Here is a 16,125-nt window from a genome sequence, read left to right as displayed (position 1 = left end):
GGGCCGGCGCGGCGGCGGGAGCCGCGGCCGGAGCCGCAGCAGCGGCCGGTGCGGCCTTGGCGCCGGCGGCGCCTTCGGTCACGCGACCCAGCACCGTGCCCGGGACGACGTTGGCGCCTTCCGGGGTCAGGATCTCGGCCAGCACGCCGTCGGCGGGCGCGGCGACTTCGAGCGAGACCTTGTCGGTCTCCAGCTCGACCAGCACCTCGTCCTTCTTCACCGCGTCGCCCGGCTTCTTGGTCCAGCGGGCGATGGTCGCCTCCGTGACGGACTCGCCGAGCGCGGGGGTGAGGATGTCGGCCATTTTCAATCAGGCTCCGGGGAGGAAAAGTCGCGAAGGCTTCTTAAACCCGACGCCCGCGCCCAGCAAAGGGCGCGAGCATCTCAAGGTCAGGCGAAGGCCTCGTTGAGGAAGGTTTCGAGTTCTTTGAGGTGACGGCTCATCAGGCCGGCGGCGGTGGCCGCCGAAGCCGGACGGCCGACATAGCGGGCGCGCTTGGCCTTCACGCTCATGCGCTCCAGGGTCAGCTCCAGCCACGGGTCGACGAAGGTCCAGCCGCCCATGTTCTTCGGCTCTTCCTGGCACCAGACCAGCTCGGCGTTCTTGAAGCGGCCCAGTTCGGTCATCAGCGACTTCATCGGCCACGGATAGAACTGCTCGAGGCGCATCAGGTAGACGTCGTTGATCCCGCGCTTCTCCCGGTCCTCCAGCAGGTCGTAATAGACCTTGCCCGAGCACAGGACGACGCGGCGGATCTTGTCGTCGCCGACCAGCTTGACGCCCGCGACGTCCGGACGGGTCTGGGCGTCGTCGTGCAGCACGCGGTGGAAGGACGAACCCTCGGCCATGTCGGCCAGGGTCGAGACCGCCTTCTTGTGACGCAGCAGCGACTTCGGCGTCATGATCACCAGCGGCTTGCGGAACGGCCGGTGGATCTGGCGGCGCAGGATGTGGAAGTAGTTGGCCGGGGTCGTGCAGTTGGCGACCTGCATGTTGTCCTCGGCGCAGGACTGCAGGAAGCGCTCCAGACGCGCGGAGGAGTGCTCCGGCCCCTGGCCCTCGTAGCCGTGCGGCAGCAGCATGGTCAGGCCGGACATGCGCAGCCACTTGCGTTCGCCCGACGAGATGAACTGGTCGATCACCACCTGGGCGCCGTTCACGAAGTCGCCGAACTGGCCTTCCCACATCACCAGGGTGTTCGGGTCGGTCAGCGAGTAGCCGTACTCGAAGCCCAGCACCGCCTCTTCCGACAGGGCCGAGTCGATCACCTCGTAATTGGCCTGGCCGGCGCGGATGTTGTTGAGCGGCATGTACCGCTCTTCGGTGGTCTGATCGATGATGCCGGAGTGGCGCTGGCTGAAGGTGCCGCGCACGCTGTCCTGGCCGGACAGACGCACCGGGAAGCCCTCGTCCAGCAGGGTGCCGAACGCCAGGTGCTCGGCCATGGCCCAGTCGAGGTCCTTGCCGGTCTGGATCGCCTCGGCGCGGTTCTCGATCACCCGCTTCAGCGTGCGGTGGATGTTCACGCTGTCGGGGATGGTGGTGAGCCTGGTCCCGATCTCCTTCAGGCGCGCCATCGGCACGGCGGTGTCGCCGCGACGTTCGTCGCTCTCGGGCAGGCCCATGCCCTTCCACTGGCCGTCCAGCCAGTCGGCCTTGCTGGCCTTGAAGGCCTTGCCGGCCGTCATCTCGGCGTCGAGGAAGGTCTCGAACTCGCCCACCCAGGCGTCCACCTCGGCCTGCGTGACCACGCCTTCGCCGACCAGGCGCTTGGCGTAGATCTCGCGCGTCGACGGCTGGTCCTTGATGCGGGCGTACATCAGCGGCTGGGTGAAGGTCGGGTCGTCGCCTTCGTTGTGGCCGAAGCGGCGGTAGCAGAACATGTCCACCACCACGTCCTTGGCGAACTGCTGGCGGAACTCGGTGGCCACCTTGGCGGCGAACACCACCGCTTCCGGATCGTCGCCGTTCACGTGGAAGATCGGCGCGGCGACCATCAGGGCCACGTCCGACGGATACGGCGAGGAGCGCGAGTTGCGCGGGCTGGTGGTGAAGCCGATCTGGTTGTTGATGACGAAGTGCAGCGTGCCGCCGGTGCGGTAGCCGCGCAGGCCCATCAGGGCGAAGCACTCGGCCACCACGCCTTGGCCGGCGAAGGCGGCGTCGCCGTGGATCAGCAGCGGCACGACCTTTGAGCGGTCCGGCGTGTCGTTCGGGCCGTAGGTCACCCCGGACTCACGGATGTCGAACTGCTGCTTGGCGCGCGCCTTGCCCAGCACCACCGGGTTGACGATCTCGAGGTGCGACGGGTTGGCGGTCAGCGACAGGTGCACGCGCTTGCCGTCGAACTCGCGGTCCGACGAGGCGCCCATGTGGTACTTCACGTCGCCCGAGCCCTCGACGTCGGAGGGAACCGAGCTGCCGCCCTGGAACTCGTGGAAGATGGCGCGGTAGGGCTTGCCCATCACCGCGGCCAGCATGTTCAGGCGACCGCGGTGGGCCATGCCCAGCACGATCTCGTCGACGCCGAGCGCGCCGCCGCGCTTGATCACCTGCTCCATGGCCGGGACCGTGGCCTCGGCGCCGTCCAGGCCGAAGCGCTTGGTGCCGGGGAAGCGCTTGTGCAGGAAGCGCTCGAAGGTCTCGGCCTCGATCAGCTTCTTGAGGATGGCGACCTTGCCTTCCTTGGTGAAGGTGATCTCCTTGTCGCGGCCCTCGATGCGTTCCTGGATCCAGGCCTTCTCGGCCGGATCGGGGATGTGCATGAACTGCACGCCCAGCGGACCGCAGTAGGTCCGGCGCATGATCGAGATGATCTCGGTCAGGGTGCCGGACTCCATGCCCAGCACGCCGTCCAGATAGATCGGCCGGTTCATGTCGGCCGGCGAGAAGCCGTAGAAGGCCGGGTCCAGCTCCGGGTTGGAGGCCGGCTGCTCGATGTTCAGCGGATCCAGCTGGGCGGCGAAGTGGCCGCGGGTGCGGTAGGCGCGGATCAGCATCAGCGCGCGCACGCTGTCGCGGGCGGCGGCCTGCACGTCGCCCGCGCTGGCGGCGGCGACCCCGGCCGGCTTCTTCTCGGCGATGCCCTTGGCGGCCTTGGCCTCCACCGCCGGCCACAGGCCGTCGAGCGCGGAGAGGGTCTCGGTGCGGGGGATGGCGACCTCGCGGCCCCAGGAGCCGGCCGCGGCCGACTGCTTCACCGCTTCAGGATTGTCGCGCAGCTGGTCGAAGAACGCGCGCCAGGCCGGCGCCACCGAGCCGGGGTCTTTCGCCCACTGCTCGTGCAGATCTTCGATGTATGCGGCGTTGCCCCCGTACAGGAACGAGGTTTCCGCGAAAACTTGATTGAGCCGACCGGAGTCGTCCGCCATGACCCTTGACCTTCACGCCGCGCCGCTCGGCGTCTAACCGCCGAGCGTCAACATAGTGTGTTCGGGGCGGCGAAGCGACGGCGGCTTTGAGGCCTTGGTCTGACTCCACGCGTCCCCGCGATGGCGGGGACCCAGAGCATCGGCGGATCCAAAGATCCGCCGTCGTTCTTCCGCAAGTCTCCTCCGAGCGGTCCGCTCTGGGTCCCCGCAAGGCGGGGACGCCCGGAGGAGGCGCGGGCTATGCGACCCGAAGGCCGGCGCCCGCGCTCCGCGGATCAGCCTTTCAGGACCGACATCAGGGTCTCGCCCAGCGCCGCCGGCGACGGAGAGACCTTGATGCCCGCGGCTTCCATGGCCGCGATCTTGTCCTCGGCGCCGCCCTTGCCGCCGGCGATGATCGCGCCGGCGTGGCCCATGCGGCGGCCCGGAGGGGCGGTGCGGCCGGCGATGAAGCCGACGGTCGGCTTCCACCGGCCCTTCTTCTTCTCGTCAGCCAGGAACTGGGCGGCTTCCTCTTCGGCCGAGCCGCCGATCTCGCCGATCATGATGATCGACTTGGTCTCGGGGTCGGCCAGGAACATCTCCAGCACGTCGATGAACTCGGTGCCCTTCACGGGATCGCCGCCGATGCCGACCGCGGTGGTCTGGCCCAGGCCGGCGTTCGAGGTCTGGAACACGGCCTCATAGGTCAGGGTGCCGGAGCGCGACACGACGCCGACCGAGCCCTTCTTGAAGATGTTGCCCGGCATGATGCCGATCTTGCACTCGCCCGGCGTCAGCACGCCCGGGCAGTTCGGACCGATCAGGCGCGACTTGGAGCCGGCCAGCGAGCGCTTCACGCGGACCATGTCCATCACCGGGATGCCCTCGGTGATGCAGACGATCAGCGGGATCTCGGCGTCGATCGCTTCGCAGATCGAGTCGGCGGCGAACGGCGGCGGGACGTAGATGGCGGTCGCATCGGCGCCGGTGGCCGCGCGGGCCTCGGCGACGGTGTCGAACACCGGCAGGCCCAGGTGAGCCTGGCCGCCTTTGCCCGGGGTCACGCCGCCGACCATCTTGGTGCCGTAGGCGATGGCCTGCTCGGTGTGGAAGGTGCCCTGGCTGCCGGTGATGCCCTGGCAGATGACCTTGGTGTCTTTGGTGACGAGGACGGACATGGGTTACGCAGCCCCCTTCACGGCGGTAACGATCTTCTGAGCGGCGTCGGCCAGGTCGTCGGCCGGGATCACGTTGAGGCCGCTGTCGCGGATGATCTGCTTGCCGAGGTCGACGTTGGTGCCTTCCAGGCGAACCACCAGCGGCACCTTCAGGCCGACGTCCTTCACCGCCGCGATCACGCCTTCGGCGATGATGTCGCAACGCATGATGCCGCCGAAGATGTTGACCAGGATGCCCTTCACGGCCGGATCGGCGGTGATGATCTTGAAGGCCGCGGTGACCTTCTCCTTCGAGGCGCCGCCGCCGACGTCCAGGAAGTTGGCCGGCTCGGCGCCGTACAGCTTGATGATGTCCATGGTCGCCATGGCCAGGCCGGCGCCGTTGACCATGCAGCCGATGTCGCCGTCGAGCGCGATGTACGACAGGTCGTACTTCGAGGCCTCGATCTCCTTCTCGTCCTCTTCCGAGAGGTCGCGCAGCGCCAGGATGTCCGGGTGACGGTACAGCGCGTTGGAGTCGAAGCTGATCTTGGCGTCGAGCACGCGCAGCTGGTTTTCCGCCGTGACGATCAGCGGGTTGATCTCCAGCATGCTCATGTCTTTGGCGTTGAACGCCGCGTAGAGCTGGCCCAGCAGAGCCGCGCCTTGCTTGGCCAGTTCGCCCTTCAGGTTCAGGGCCTTGGCGAGCGCGCGGGCGTGGTGCGGCATGACGCCGGTGGCCGGGTCGATCGAGAAGGTGACGATCTTTTCCGGGGTCGCGTGGGCGACCTCTTCGATGTCCATGCCGCCTTCGGTCGAGGCCACGACGGCCACGCGCGAGGTTTCACGGTCGACCAGCAGGCTGAGATACAGCTCGCGGTCGATGTTGGCGCCTTCCTCGATGTAGAGGCGGTTCACCTGCTTGCCCTTGGGGCCGGTCTGGTGGGTGACGAGCACGCGGCCGAGCATCTCCTCGGCGCTGGCCTTCACGTCGTCGACCGACTTGACCACCCGGACGCCGCCCTTGGCGTCGGGCTTCAGGCCCACGAACTTGCCCTTGCCGCGCCCGCCGGCGTGGATCTGGGACTTCACGACGAACACCTTGGTGTCGCCCTTGAGGTTCTTGGCGGCCTCGACGGCCTCCTTGACGGAGAAGGCCGGATAGCCGTGCGGAACGGCGACGCCGAACTCAGCGAGGACGGCTTTGGCTTGATGCTCGTGGATGTTCATGGGAGCCCGTGGGTACCGGTCGGGGAGGCGCGACAAGGGCCGGACCTGGGCGGCCCGGCCCCGACGCGGGGGCGGTTATAGAGAGGCGACTTCGCAGGTGCAACCGCGAGAGGCCGCCAGCTTGACAAGAACGCCGCCGGCGCTCCCGAACCGGGAGCGTGAGGGCCTTATTCGACCCAGTCTTTCTTCAGCGTCCGCGAGGCGGTGATCAGCAGCATGGACGACAGCAGGTAGAAGCCCATGCCGGTGTAGATCGACCAGCGCAGCGACTCCTCGCCGAACCAGGGCCGCAGCAGGTCGGACATCCAGCCGAAGTAGTAGATGCCCACCGCGATGCCGAGCAGGTTGTTGATCAGCAGGAACAGCGACGAGGCGGTCGTGCGCATCGGCGCGGGCACCAGGTGCTGGACCGAGGCGGTGATCGGGCCCAGCCACACCAGGTTCAGCCCCGTGGGGATCAGGAAGATGGCGAAGGCGAGCGCCAGGGCCTGCCAGCTGTTCGCGCCGGCGCCGGGGATGATTTGGCCGATCAGCCAGCCGGAGTTCATGGCCAGCACGAAGCACGGCACCGAGATCAGGAAGGCGACGGCCGGGACCAGCGGATAGGCGCCGCGGTTCTTGGCGCCGAAGCGGTCGGCCAGCGAGCCGCCCTGCCAGATGCCGATCACGCCGCCGATCAGGGCGATGCCGGCGTAGTACCAGGCGGTCTGCTGCAGGGTCAGGCCGAAGCTGCGCATGAAGAACGACGGCAGCCACAGGGCCACGCCGTAGCCGCACACCGACGAGGCGGCCGCGCCGAACGACAGCAGCCAGAAGCTGGGCTTGCGGAACAGAGTCTTGCGCACCTCGCGGAAGCTGGGAGCCTTGGGCTTGGCGGCGGCCGCGGCCGGCTGCGCCGGCGCGTCCAGGCCGCCGCGCTTGGGATCGCGCACGGTCAGGCGCAGCAGCGGCGCGACCAGCACGCCCAGCAGGCCCACGGTGATGAAGGCGGTGCGCCAGCCGTACTGGGCGGCCAGCAGGCCGCCGACCAGGGTGCCGGCCGCCGTGCCCAGCGGAATGCCGAAGGCGTAGCCGGCGAGCGCGCGGGCGCGCTGGGACTTCGGGAAGTAGTCGGCGATCAGCGAGTAGGACGGGGCCACCCCGCCGGCCTCGCCCACGCCCACGCCCATCCGGCACAGGAACAGCTGGGCGAAGCTGCTGGCGAAGCCGCAGGCGGCGGTGAAGCCGCTCCACATGGCCAGGGCCACGGTCATGATCCACACCCGGCTGATCCGGTCGGCCAGCCAGGCCAGCGGAATGGCCAGGGTGGAGTACAGCAGCGCGAAGGCCAGCCCGCCCAGCAGGCCGAACTGGGCGTCCGAAAGGCCGAACTCCTGCTTCAGCGGGGTGGCCAGGATGCCGACGATCTGCCGGTCGAGGAAGTTGAGGGTGTAGACCGTGATCAGGACGAACAGCACCCACAGGCGGTAGCCCTGGCTGGGCGCGGCGTCGGCCTTCGAGGCGACGGCGGAGCCGGTCTGGACGGCGTCGGACATGTCAGCTCCCCCCGGAGCGGTACGCGGAAAGAAAAACGGCGGCGGTCCGGAGACCGCCGCCGCCTGGGTCAGTTCATCGACAGCTCAGCCAGCCGTCAATAGCGGGCCGTGACCGTGAAGCTCACGGTGCGCGGCATGCCGTAGTAGGCCGTGCGGATACCGCCGATGTTGGAGAACTCCTGGGCGTCGGTCTTGTAGACCTCGTCCGTCAGGTTCTTGCCGTAGAGGCCGGCGGAGTACTTGCCGTCGGCGCTGTCCCACACCACGCGGGCGTCGTAGAGCCAGTAGGCCTCCTGGAACATCGACGGCAGCTTCACATTGGAGTTGACCAGGGTGTTGTCGATGGCCAGGGCCATTTCCGAACGGTAGCGCGCCTGGCCGCCCAGCGTCACGCCGCCCATGGCGCCGAGGTCGAACTCATACGAAGCGCCGAAGCGGGCGGTCCATTCCGGCGAGAAGGCCGGGGTCTGGAACGCGCGGCTGTTGCCGAAGGCGGTGAAGCGCCGATCGGTGAACTCCTCGTACTTGGCGTCCAGGTAGCCGATCTGGGCGTCGAGCAGCAGCTGCGGAGTCGGGTTGGCGTACAGCTCCAGCTCGGCGCCGGCGGTGCGCAGCTCGCCGGCGTTGATCACCGTCAGCGAGGCGAGCGGCGGCAGCGACGGCGTCGGGTTCTCGACGAAGTCGGTCACCCGGGCCTGGAAGTCCTTGTACTCGTTCAGGAACACCGCGACGTTCGCGCGGATCTTGTTGTTGGCCCACTGGGTCTTGGCGCCGGCTTCCCAGCTGGTGACGGTTTCCGGATCGTACGGCGCCTGCTCGCCCGGGTTGTTGGCCCGGCCGTTGATGCCGCCCGACTTGAAGCCCTTCGAGACCCGGCCGTAGAGCATGGCGTCGTCGGTGAGCTGGTAGTCGACCGAGAGGCTGGGCGAGAGGTTCGACCAGCTGTCGCTCTGGGTGAAGGCGAAGGTCGAGTCCGCCAGGATGACCGACCAGTCGGCGGTCGTGGTGCGGTCGTAGTCCTTCGTCTCGTAGGTGTAGCGCAGGCCGCCCGAGACCCGCAGCTTGTCCGTCCACTGGTAGGACAGGTTGGTGTAGGCCGCGCTGCTTTCGGTGACCAGGGAGTCGTCGATGTAGCGGGTGAAGCCCAGCGGCGTGCCGAACCAGGTGAACAGGTCGTCGCCGTAGGCTTCCTGGTGCGAGGTCATGTCCTCCTTCAGGAAGTACACGCCGGTCACCGAGGTCCACTTGTCGCCGGTATAGGCGAACTGGAACTCCTGGCTCTGCTGCGCCTGGCGGACGCCCACGAACACGTCGCCCAGCTCGTACTGGCTGGCGTCGATGTCGATGTAGTCGTCGTAGGACAGCTCGCGATAGGACGTGATCGACTTCAGGGTCAGCTTGTCGCTGAGGTCGATGCTGGCCACCACCGAGGCGCCCCAGTGGTCCAGCTTGGAGCTGTTGGGCAGGCCCGGCGTGGTGCGCGACTTGAAGTTGAACTCGCTGCCCGGCGCCGGCGCCGGGACCAGGACGGTCGCGCCCAGGAAGAAGTCGGTGCGGAACAGCGCGCTTTCCTGGCGGCCGACCGTGATGCCCGTGTCCTGGGTGTTGTAGTCGGCGGAGAAGTCGACGCTCACCGCGTCGGACGGGTTCCACGACGCCTGGGCGCGGATCGCCTTGGTGTTCTTGTCGTTGTACTCGGCCCCGGTGACCGCGTCCTCGACGTAGCCGTCGCGCACCGACACCAGGCCGGAGACGCCGACCGCGAAGGTGTCGGTGAGCGGGCCGGAGACCGAGCCCTTGGCTTCCATCTGGTTGAAGGTGCCGTAGGTGGCCGAGCCCTGGGCGCGGAAGTCCTGGCCCGGCTTGCGGGTGACCAGCTTCAGCGCGCCGCCGATGGTGTTCTTGCCGTACAGCGTGCCCTGCGGGCCGCGCAGGACTTCCACGCGCTGCAGGTCCAGCAGGTCCAGCTGGGTGCCGCGGATACGGCTGTAATAGACGTCGTCGACGTAGACGCCGACCGCCGGGTCGAAGGTCTGCAGGGCGTCCGGCTGGCCGACGCCGCGGATGAAGATGTTGGTCGCGTCGTTCGAGCCGCGGCCCTGGACGATGTTCAGGTTCGGCACCGCGCCCTGGATGCCGGTGGTGTCGGTCGCGCCGATGCGCTCGAGGGTCTTCTCGCTGAAGGCGGAGACCGAAGCCGGCACCCTCTGCTGGTTTTCCTCGGTGCGCCGCGCGGTGACGACGATCTCTTCGACCTGGGTGTTGTCGGCCGCCTCCTGGGCGAACGCCGGAGCAGCGAGCACGCCATAGGCCGCGCCAGCCAGCAGCGTGGCTTTCCACAAAGCTTTCATTTGTTCCCTCCCCCGACCGCTCTTTTATTCAGCGGGCAATGATTTCCGCGTACGGTGAAGCTAGGGAAGGCGTTTTGTCAAACCCTTGTTCATCGAGGGATGAATTTCGAACGCGGGTGTGGCAGGGCGATCATCGCTCCCGCCCGCGATCCAAGTTAGAAGGCGCGCCATGTCCGACGTCGTCGCTCTGAAAACGGCCGCAAAGGCCCCTGCCCGCCGGGGCCGCCCGCCCAAGGCGGCGGCGGCCGAGCGTCCCGCCGAGACCAGCGAGATGATCCTGGACGCGGCCGAGGACCTGTTCTCCAAGCACGGCTTCCACGGCGTCACCATCCGCGAGGTGGCGCGCGAGGCCGGCGTCGACACCGCCCTGCTGCACTACTACTTCGGCACCAAGCGCGGCCTGTTCGACGCGGTGTTCCTGCGCCGGGCCGAGGTGATGAACGGCGACCGGATGAAGGCTATGAACGCCTACGCCGCCCGGGCCGAGGCGGCCGGCGAGGCCCTCACCCCCGAGGGCGTGATCGAGGCCTTCCTGGCGCCGGTGTTCGAGCTGTCGGCCAAGGGCGGACCGGGCTGGAAGCACTATTGCGCGCTGGTCTCGCAGACCAACGCCAACCCGTCCTGGGGCGGCGAGACCATGACCCGTTATTTCGACCCGGTGGTCTACCGGCTGATCGAACTGGTCCGGCGGGCCCTGCCCACGGCCGAGCCGGCCGACCTGTTCTGGGCCTATCACAACCTGTCCGGCGCCCTGACCCTGTCCATGGGCGAGACCGGGCGCCTGGACCGCCTGTCCGGCGGCCTGTGCAAGTCCGGCGACCTGGACTCGGTGCTCAGCTACATGGTCCGCTTCGCCGGCGCGGGCTTCCGGGCTGTGTGCGTGAAGCCGTAAGGCCGAACGAGGGGCGTCACGCCGACACCCCTCGCCCTCGCGCTTAGTGCGCCTCGTCCCAGGTGGCCGCGGCGCGGGCGTCGACGACCAGCGGCACGGACAGCGACACGGCCGGCTCGGCCGCGCCCTGCATGACCTGCCGGATCACCGCGATCGCCTTTTCGGCTTCCGCCTCGGGCGCCTCGAACACCAGTTCGTCGTGCACCTGCAGCAGCATGCGCGTCTTCAACCCCGCCTCGGCCAGGGCTTGCGGCATGCGGACCATGGCGCGGCGGATGATGTCCGCGGCCGTGCCCTGGATCGGCGCGTTGACCGCGGCCCGCTCGGCGAACTGACGCTGGCCGACCGACTTGGCGCGGATGTCGGGGATGTGGACCTTGCGGCCGAACAGGGTGGTGACGAAGCCGTGCTCGCGGATCTCGGCCTTGCGCTCGTCCATGTAGGCGCGGATGCCCGGGAAGCGCTCGAAGTAGGTCTTGATGTAGTCGCCGGCCTCGCCCTGCGGGATGCCCAGCTGGTTGGCCAGGCCGAAGGCCGAGATGCCGTAGACGATGCCGAAGTTGATCGCCTTGGCGCGACGGCGGGTCTCGGCCGGCATGCCCTCGACCGGCACGCCGAACATTTCCGACGCCGTGGAGGCGTGAATGTCCACGCCGGCGGCGAAGGCCCGCTTCAGCTGCGGGATGTCGCCGATGTGGGCCAGCAGGCGCAGTTCGATCTGGCTGTAGTCGGCGCTGATCAGCACGTGGCCCGGCTCGGCCACGAAGGCGGCGCGGATCTTGCGCCCGATCTCGTTGCGGACCGGGATGTTCTGCAGGTTCGGGTCGGAGGACGACAGACGCCCGGTCGTGGTCGACGCCAGCGCATAGCTGGTGTGCACCCGCGAGGTGTCCGGATCGGCCGCCTGGCCCAGCGCGTCGGTGTAGGTGCCCTTCAGCTTCGACAGCTGGCGCCAGTCCAGCAGGATGCGCGGCAGGTCGTGGCTGAGCGCCAGCTCCTCCAGGATGGAGGCGTCGGTGCCCCAGGCGCCGGTGGCGGTCTTCTTGCCGCCGGGCAGGCCCAGCTCGCCGAACAGGATGTCGCCGATCTGCTTGGGGCTGCCCAGGTTGAACGGCCGGCCGGCCAGCTTGTGCGCCTCGATCTCCAGCTCGCCCATGCGCTGGCCGAAGTCGTTGGAGAGCAGGCGCAGGCGCTCGCGGTCGACCTTGACCCCGGCGCGCTCCATGGCCGACAGCACCGCCGGCATCGGCCGCTCCAGGGTCTCGTAGACCGTGGTCAGGCCCTCGCGCTGCAGCCGGGGCTTCAGCACCCGCCACAGGCGCAGCGTCACGTCGGCGTCCTCGGCCGCGTAGCAGGTCGCAGGCTTCAGCTCGACGTGCTTGAAGCTCTTCTTGCCGGCCACCGACTTGAACTCGATCGGCTTGTGACCCAGCCACAGCTCCGACAGCTCGTCCATGCCGTGGCCGTGCAGGCCGCCCTCCAGCACGTAGGAGATCAGCATGGTGTCTTCGATCGGGGCGACGTCGACGCCGTAGCGGGCCATCACCGTCAGGTCGTACTTGATGTTCTGGCCGACCTTCAGCACCGCCGGGCTCTCCAGCAGCGGCTTCAGCCGGGCCATGGCCGCGGCGTAGTCGATCTGCTCGAGCTTGATGCCCATCAGGTCCAGCCCGTCCTCGGCGCAGTGGCCGAGCGGCACGTAGCAGGCCTGGTTCGGGCCGACTGAGAGCGACAGGCCGCACAGGTTGGCGTGGGTCGCCGACAGGGCGTCGGTCTCGGTGTCGAAGCCGACCACCCCGGCCTCGAAGGCCCGGGCGATCCAGCGGTCCAGCGCCTCCAGCGACTGCACGCATTCGTACTGACTGACGTCGAACGCCTGCGGCTGAACCGGGGCGGCCGGCGCTTCGGCGCGCGCCGCGATCGGGGCCTTGGCCACCGGCGGGCCGAAACTGGGCGCGCCAAGAGCGGGGCTCGGCTGGGCGGACGCCTTGCCGTCGCCGACCCGGCGGGCCAGCGTGCGGAACTCCATCTGCTCCAGGAAGGCGGCCAGCACGGCCGCGTCCGGGTCGCGCACGCCGAAGTCGTCGATCGGCGCGGGCACCGGCGCGTCGGTGGCCAGGCGCACCAGCTCGCGCGACAGGCGGATCTGGTCGGCGAAGTCGATCAGGGTCTGGCGGCGCTTCTCCTGCTTGATCTCGCCGGCCCGGGCCAGGACGGAGTCCAGGTCCCCGTATTCCAGCAGCAGGGCCGAGGCGGTCTTCGGGCCGATGCCCGGCGCGCCCGGCACGTTGTCGACGCTGTCGCCGATCAGGGCCTGGGCGTCGACCACCAGCTCGGGCGGCACGCCGAACTTCTCGATCACCTGCTCGCGGCCGATCAGGGTGTTCTTGACCGGGTCCATCATGGCCACCTTGTCGGTGACCAGCTGCATCAGGTCCTTGTCGGAGGAGACGATCACCGCCTCGCCGCCCAGCTCTTCGACCTGGCGGGCGTAGGTGGCGATCAGGTCGTCGGCCTCGTAGCCGCCCAGCTCGATCGCCGGCAGGCCGAAGGCGCGGGTCGCCTCGCGCACCAGGGCGAACTGCGGGATCAGGTCCTCGGGCGGCGGCGGCCGGTGGGCCTTGTATTGATCATAGAGATCATTGCGGAAGGTTTTTTCCGAGGCGTCGAAGATCACCGCCAGGTGGGTCGGCTTCTCGCCGTTCTGCATCTCGCGGATCAGCTTCCACAGCATGTTGCAGAAGCCGGCCACCGCGCCGACCGGCAGGCCGTCCGACTTGCGGGTCAGCGGCGGCAGGGCGTGATAGGCGCGGAAAATGTAGCCGGAGCCGTCGACCAGGAAGAGGCGGACCTTGGGTCCGTCCTGGGTCAGGTCGCGCGCGGCGGGGGCCGTGTCGACGGCGTCGGGCGAGAGCGTGTCGGTCATGGCGGGCAACATAAGGAGCGTCGCACGGATCGTCACCGCGTCTCGTTCGCCCGGCGACGTTGCGGCCGCGCCGCGCTGCGACCATTTTAGCCGGGAAACGTTTTAAGCCTCGCGGGGGCCGTCCGGCCCTGCGCGCATCCCACAGGACTGCCCCATGCACGGAGACACCGCGCTCGCCTCGCCCGCCGACCTGATCAAGGAAGGCTCCGACGCGACCTTCATGGCCGACGTCGTCGAGGAATCGCGCAAGCAGCCGGTGATCGTCGACTTCTGGGCCACCTGGTGCGGCCCGTGCCGCCAGCTGACTCCGGCGATTGAGAAAGCCGTGCTGGCCGCCGGCGGCGCGGTGAAGCTGGTGAAGATCGACGTCGACCGCAATCCGCGCGTGGCCGGCCAGCTGCGCGTGCAGTCGATCCCCACCGTCTACGGCTTCGTCAACGGCCAGCCGATGGACGGCTTCATGGGCGCGGTGCCCGAGAGCGAGATCAAGAAGTTCATCGAGCGGCTGACCGGCACGCCGGGCGACAAGGCCGAGATCGAGGAGCTGCTGTCGCAGGCGGCCGAGTCGCTGACCCTCGGCGACCTGGGCGGCGCGGCCCAGGGCTACGCCCAGGTGCTGCAGATCGACCCCGCGAACCCCAAGGCCATCGCCGGCTACGCCCGCGTGGCCCTGGCCAGCGGCGAGCCGGACCAGGCCCTCCAGATCCTGGACATGGCCCCGCCCGAGGCCAAGAACGACCCCGACATCGCCGGCGTCCGCGCCGCCCTCGAGCTCGCCTCCGGGTCGTCGGAGACCGCCGAGTTCGAGCGCGCCCTGCAGGCGAACCCGGCCGACCACCAGGCCCGCTTCGAGCTGGCCAACGCGCTGGCCGGCCAGGGGCGCCTCGACGACGCCGTCGACCAGTTGATGAAGATCATGGAGGCCGACCGCGAGTGGAACGATCAGGCGGCGCGCATGCAGCTGCTGAAGATCTTCGACGCCGCCGGCCCGACCTCGGAGGTGGCCAAGAACGGCCGTCGTCGCCTGTCGTCGTTGCTGTTCAGCTAGAGCGCGTTCCGCAAAAGTGCATCCGGAACGCGCTCAAGCATCTGAACGAAGAGCCTGTTTTTTCCGTTCAGATGTTTCCATCTGAACGGACAGGCTCAAGGAGCCGCCCATGCCGCAGGGTTACGTCAAGGTCACCGACCTGCCCCAGGTCGTTCCGGTGTTCCCCCTCGACGGAGCCCTGCTCCTGCCGCGCGGCCAGCTGCCGCTGAACATCTTCGAGCCGCGCTATCTGAACATGGTGGACGACGCCATGGCCGGCGAGCGGGTGATCGGCATGATCCAGACCGTCGGCGGCCAGCGCGCCCGCCCGGACCTGGCCAACATCGGCTGCATCGGCCGGGTGACCGCCTATTCGGAGACTTCGGACGGGCGCTACCTGGTCACCCTGACCGGGGTGGCCCGGTTCCGGGTGGCGGGCGAGCTGCCGGTGCAGACGCCCTACCGCCAGGTCCAGGTCGACTACGAGGCCTTCCACGAGGACCTGAAGCCCTCGCCCGAGGACTTCGCCTTCGACCGCGAGCATTTCCTGGACGCGCTGAAGGCTTACCTGACCCGGCGCGCTCTCGACGTCGACTGGGCCACGGCCGAGGCCGCGCCGGAAGAGGCCCTGGTCAACAGCCTGTCCATGGCCCTGCCCTTCGATCCGGCCGAGAAGCAGGCCCTGCTGGAGGCCGACAGCCTGGTCGACCGCCGCAAGGCGCTGACCGCTCTTCTGCAGATCGACGCCGCCGATCCTTCCGACGGCGCGCCTCCGGCGGTACAATAGGTCCATGAGCGAACACACCGATCCGTTCTCCGCCCCGCCCGGCCCCGATCCGCGCCTGCTGGAAATCCTGGTCTGCCCGGTGACCCACGGGACGCTGGAATACGACCGCGGCCGCGGCGAGCTGATCAGCCGCGGCGCCAAGCTGGCCTATCCGATCCGCGACGGCGTGCCGATCATGCTGCCGGAAGAGGCGCGGAAGCTGGACGAGTGAGCCGCGAGGAAGCGCGCGACCGCGTCGTCGCGAAGCTGCGCGAGCTGACCTTCCTGAAGGACAAACCGATCGCCGACGACACCGAGGTCTACGCCGACCTCGCCATCGACGGCGACGACCTGGAGGACCTGGCGCTGTGGATGGCCCGGACCTTCGGGGTCGACGTCTCGCGCGCGGAACTCGGCCGCTTCGCCCCGGAGGCCGGCAAGCCGGCGCTCGGCTGGTTCGGCCTGCGCGCCTACAAGAGCCTGACGGTCGCGGACCTGCTGGACGCGGTCGAGACGAAGCGCTGGCCGGCGCGCTGAGGCCTCGCGCCTCGTCGCTGGCCGGTCCCGCTTCACCGCAATGACCTCGCGCGCGCTCCCGGGCGCGGGACTCTGACGGCTTCCGATCAGGGAGGCCGGTCATGCGTGCGACACATCCGATGCTAGGGGCGCTGCTCATCGGCGCCCTGGCCCTGCCGTCGACGGCCTCGGCCCAGGCGGCCAGGCCCATGACGGCCCAGGAGGCGCTGGCGGCCGCGGCCGCCCAGCTCTGCGATCCCAAGTCTTCCGATCCCGCGCGACGCGACGCCTGTCGCTGGGTCGCGGGCGGCGGTACGGCGGGCGGCGGCGCCGGCGGGGGCCGTAGCGGAGGCGGCGGCGCATCCGGCGGG

The 16,125-nt window shown here is 69.0% G+C and carries 12 protein-coding genes and 1 pseudogene; 6 read left to right on the top strand and 7 right to left on the bottom strand.

The genetic code is table 11. The features are described 5' to 3' along the window. The 6 genes from G3573_RS12495 to G3573_RS12470 form a co-directional block, all read right to left on the bottom strand. The coding region (locus G3573_RS12495; RefSeq protein ID WP_346427374.1) for a biotin/lipoyl-containing protein at positions 1 to 304 on the bottom strand (304 nt) is incomplete at its 3' end. Between the two features lie 86 nt (positions 305 to 390). Further along, positions 391 to 3,372 carry a 2-oxoglutarate dehydrogenase E1 component gene (locus tag G3573_RS12490; RefSeq protein WP_163261413.1) on the bottom strand — a complete coding sequence of 994 codons (2,982 nt, stop codon included), beginning with the start codon at positions 3,370 to 3,372 and terminating at the stop codon, positions 391 to 393. 275 nt (positions 3,373 to 3,647) lie between these two features. Continuing rightward, positions 3,648 to 4,532 (bottom strand): succinate--CoA ligase subunit alpha, encoded by an 885-nt coding sequence (sucD, locus tag G3573_RS12485; RefSeq protein WP_163261412.1) that lies wholly within the window; start codon positions 4,530 to 4,532, stop codon positions 3,648 to 3,650. A gap of 3 nt (positions 4,533 to 4,535) precedes the next feature. Next, positions 4,536 to 5,741 carry an ADP-forming succinate--CoA ligase subunit beta gene (gene sucC, locus G3573_RS12480; protein ID WP_163261411.1) on the bottom strand — a complete coding sequence of 402 codons (1,206 nt, stop codon included), beginning with the start codon at positions 5,739 to 5,741 and terminating at the stop codon, positions 4,536 to 4,538. Between the two features lie 167 nt (positions 5,742 to 5,908). Then, on the bottom strand, positions 5,909 to 7,276 hold the full coding sequence (locus G3573_RS12475) for an MFS transporter (RefSeq protein ID WP_163261410.1): 1,368 nt from the start codon (positions 7,274 to 7,276) through the stop codon (positions 5,909 to 5,911). A 95-nt stretch (positions 7,277 to 7,371) separates the two neighbouring features. Next, on the bottom strand, positions 7,372 to 9,627 hold the full coding sequence (locus G3573_RS12470) for a TonB-dependent receptor (protein ID WP_163261409.1): 2,256 nt from the start codon (positions 9,625 to 9,627) through the stop codon (positions 7,372 to 7,374). A gap of 169 nt (positions 9,628 to 9,796) precedes the next feature. On the opposite strand from G3573_RS12470, the gene G3573_RS12465 reads away from it, so the two are divergent. Next, entirely contained in the window at positions 9,797 to 10,519 is a 723-nt protein-coding gene (locus tag G3573_RS12465; protein ID WP_163261408.1) for a TetR/AcrR family transcriptional regulator, read from the top strand. 43 nt (positions 10,520 to 10,562) lie between these two features. On the opposite strand, the gene polA is transcribed toward G3573_RS12465, so the two are convergent. After that, a complete protein-coding gene (gene polA / locus G3573_RS12460; protein WP_240454670.1) occupies positions 10,563 to 13,445 on the bottom strand; it encodes a DNA polymerase I in 2,883 nt (960 codons plus the stop codon). 154 nt (positions 13,446 to 13,599) lie between these two features. Here polA and G3573_RS12455 point away from each other — a divergent pair, with 154 nt between their 5' ends. From G3573_RS12455 to G3573_RS12435, 5 genes and pseudogenes are all read left to right on the top strand, one after another. Beyond that, positions 13,600 to 14,493 (top strand): co-chaperone YbbN, encoded by an 894-nt coding sequence (locus tag G3573_RS12455; RefSeq protein ID WP_163261406.1) that lies wholly within the window; start codon positions 13,600 to 13,602, stop codon positions 14,491 to 14,493. Between the two features lie 109 nt (positions 14,494 to 14,602). Beyond that, positions 14,603 to 15,259, top strand: a complete 657-nt coding sequence (locus G3573_RS12450) for an LON peptidase substrate-binding domain-containing protein (protein WP_163261405.1) — start codon at positions 14,603 to 14,605, stop codon at positions 15,257 to 15,259. Between the two features lie 4 nt (positions 15,260 to 15,263). Next, positions 15,264 to 15,470 carry a Trm112 family protein gene (locus tag G3573_RS12445; RefSeq protein ID WP_163261404.1) on the top strand — a complete coding sequence of 69 codons (207 nt, stop codon included), beginning with the start codon at positions 15,264 to 15,266 and terminating at the stop codon, positions 15,468 to 15,470. Beyond that, positions 15,467 to 15,775: a DUF1493 family protein gene (locus G3573_RS12440; protein ID WP_163261403.1), complete on the top strand. Its 309-nt coding sequence runs from the start codon at positions 15,467 to 15,469 to the stop codon at positions 15,773 to 15,775. Before G3573_RS12445 ends, G3573_RS12440 begins: the two co-directional genes overlap by 4 nt. 101 nt (positions 15,776 to 15,876) lie before the next feature. Further along, positions 15,877 to 16,125: pseudogene (locus G3573_RS12435) on the top strand (hypothetical protein); the annotation flags it as partial.

This window comes from Caulobacter sp. 17J65-9, assembly GCF_010975005.1.
Taxonomy (GTDB): domain Bacteria; phylum Pseudomonadota; class Alphaproteobacteria; order Caulobacterales; family Caulobacteraceae; genus 17J80-11.
Note: the sequence above shows the minus strand (reverse complement) of the source record. Positions and strands in the feature narration are given on the sequence as shown.

Bases quoted from the DNA above. Each gene is read 5' to 3' on its own strand.
- G3573_RS12465 (WP_163261408.1), top strand. From the start codon at position 9,797: ATGTCCGACGTCGTCGCTCTGAAAACGGCCGCAAAGGCCCCTGCCCGC.
- G3573_RS12475 (WP_163261410.1), bottom strand. From the start codon at position 7,276: ATGTCCGACGCCGTCCAGACCGGCTCCGCCGTCGCCTCGAAGGCCGAC.
- G3573_RS12445 (WP_163261404.1), top strand. From the start codon at position 15,264: ATGAGCGAACACACCGATCCGTTCTCCGCCCCGCCCGGCCCCGATCCG.
- sucD (WP_163261412.1), bottom strand. From the start codon at position 4,532: ATGTCCGTCCTCGTCACCAAAGACACCAAGGTCATCTGCCAGGGCATC.
- G3573_RS12450 (WP_163261405.1), top strand. From the start codon at position 14,603: ATGCCGCAGGGTTACGTCAAGGTCACCGACCTGCCCCAGGTCGTTCCG.
- G3573_RS12490 (WP_163261413.1), bottom strand. From the start codon at position 3,372: ATGGCGGACGACTCCGGTCGGCTCAATCAAGTTTTCGCGGAAACCTCG.
- G3573_RS12455 (WP_163261406.1), top strand. From the start codon at position 13,600: ATGCACGGAGACACCGCGCTCGCCTCGCCCGCCGACCTGATCAAGGAA.
- sucC (WP_163261411.1), bottom strand. From the start codon at position 5,741: ATGAACATCCACGAGCATCAAGCCAAAGCCGTCCTCGCTGAGTTCGGC.
- polA (WP_240454670.1), bottom strand. From the start codon at position 13,445: ATGACCGACACGCTCTCGCCCGACGCCGTCGACACGGCCCCCGCCGCG.
- G3573_RS12470 (WP_163261409.1), bottom strand. From the start codon at position 9,627: ATGAAAGCTTTGTGGAAAGCCACGCTGCTGGCTGGCGCGGCCTATGGC.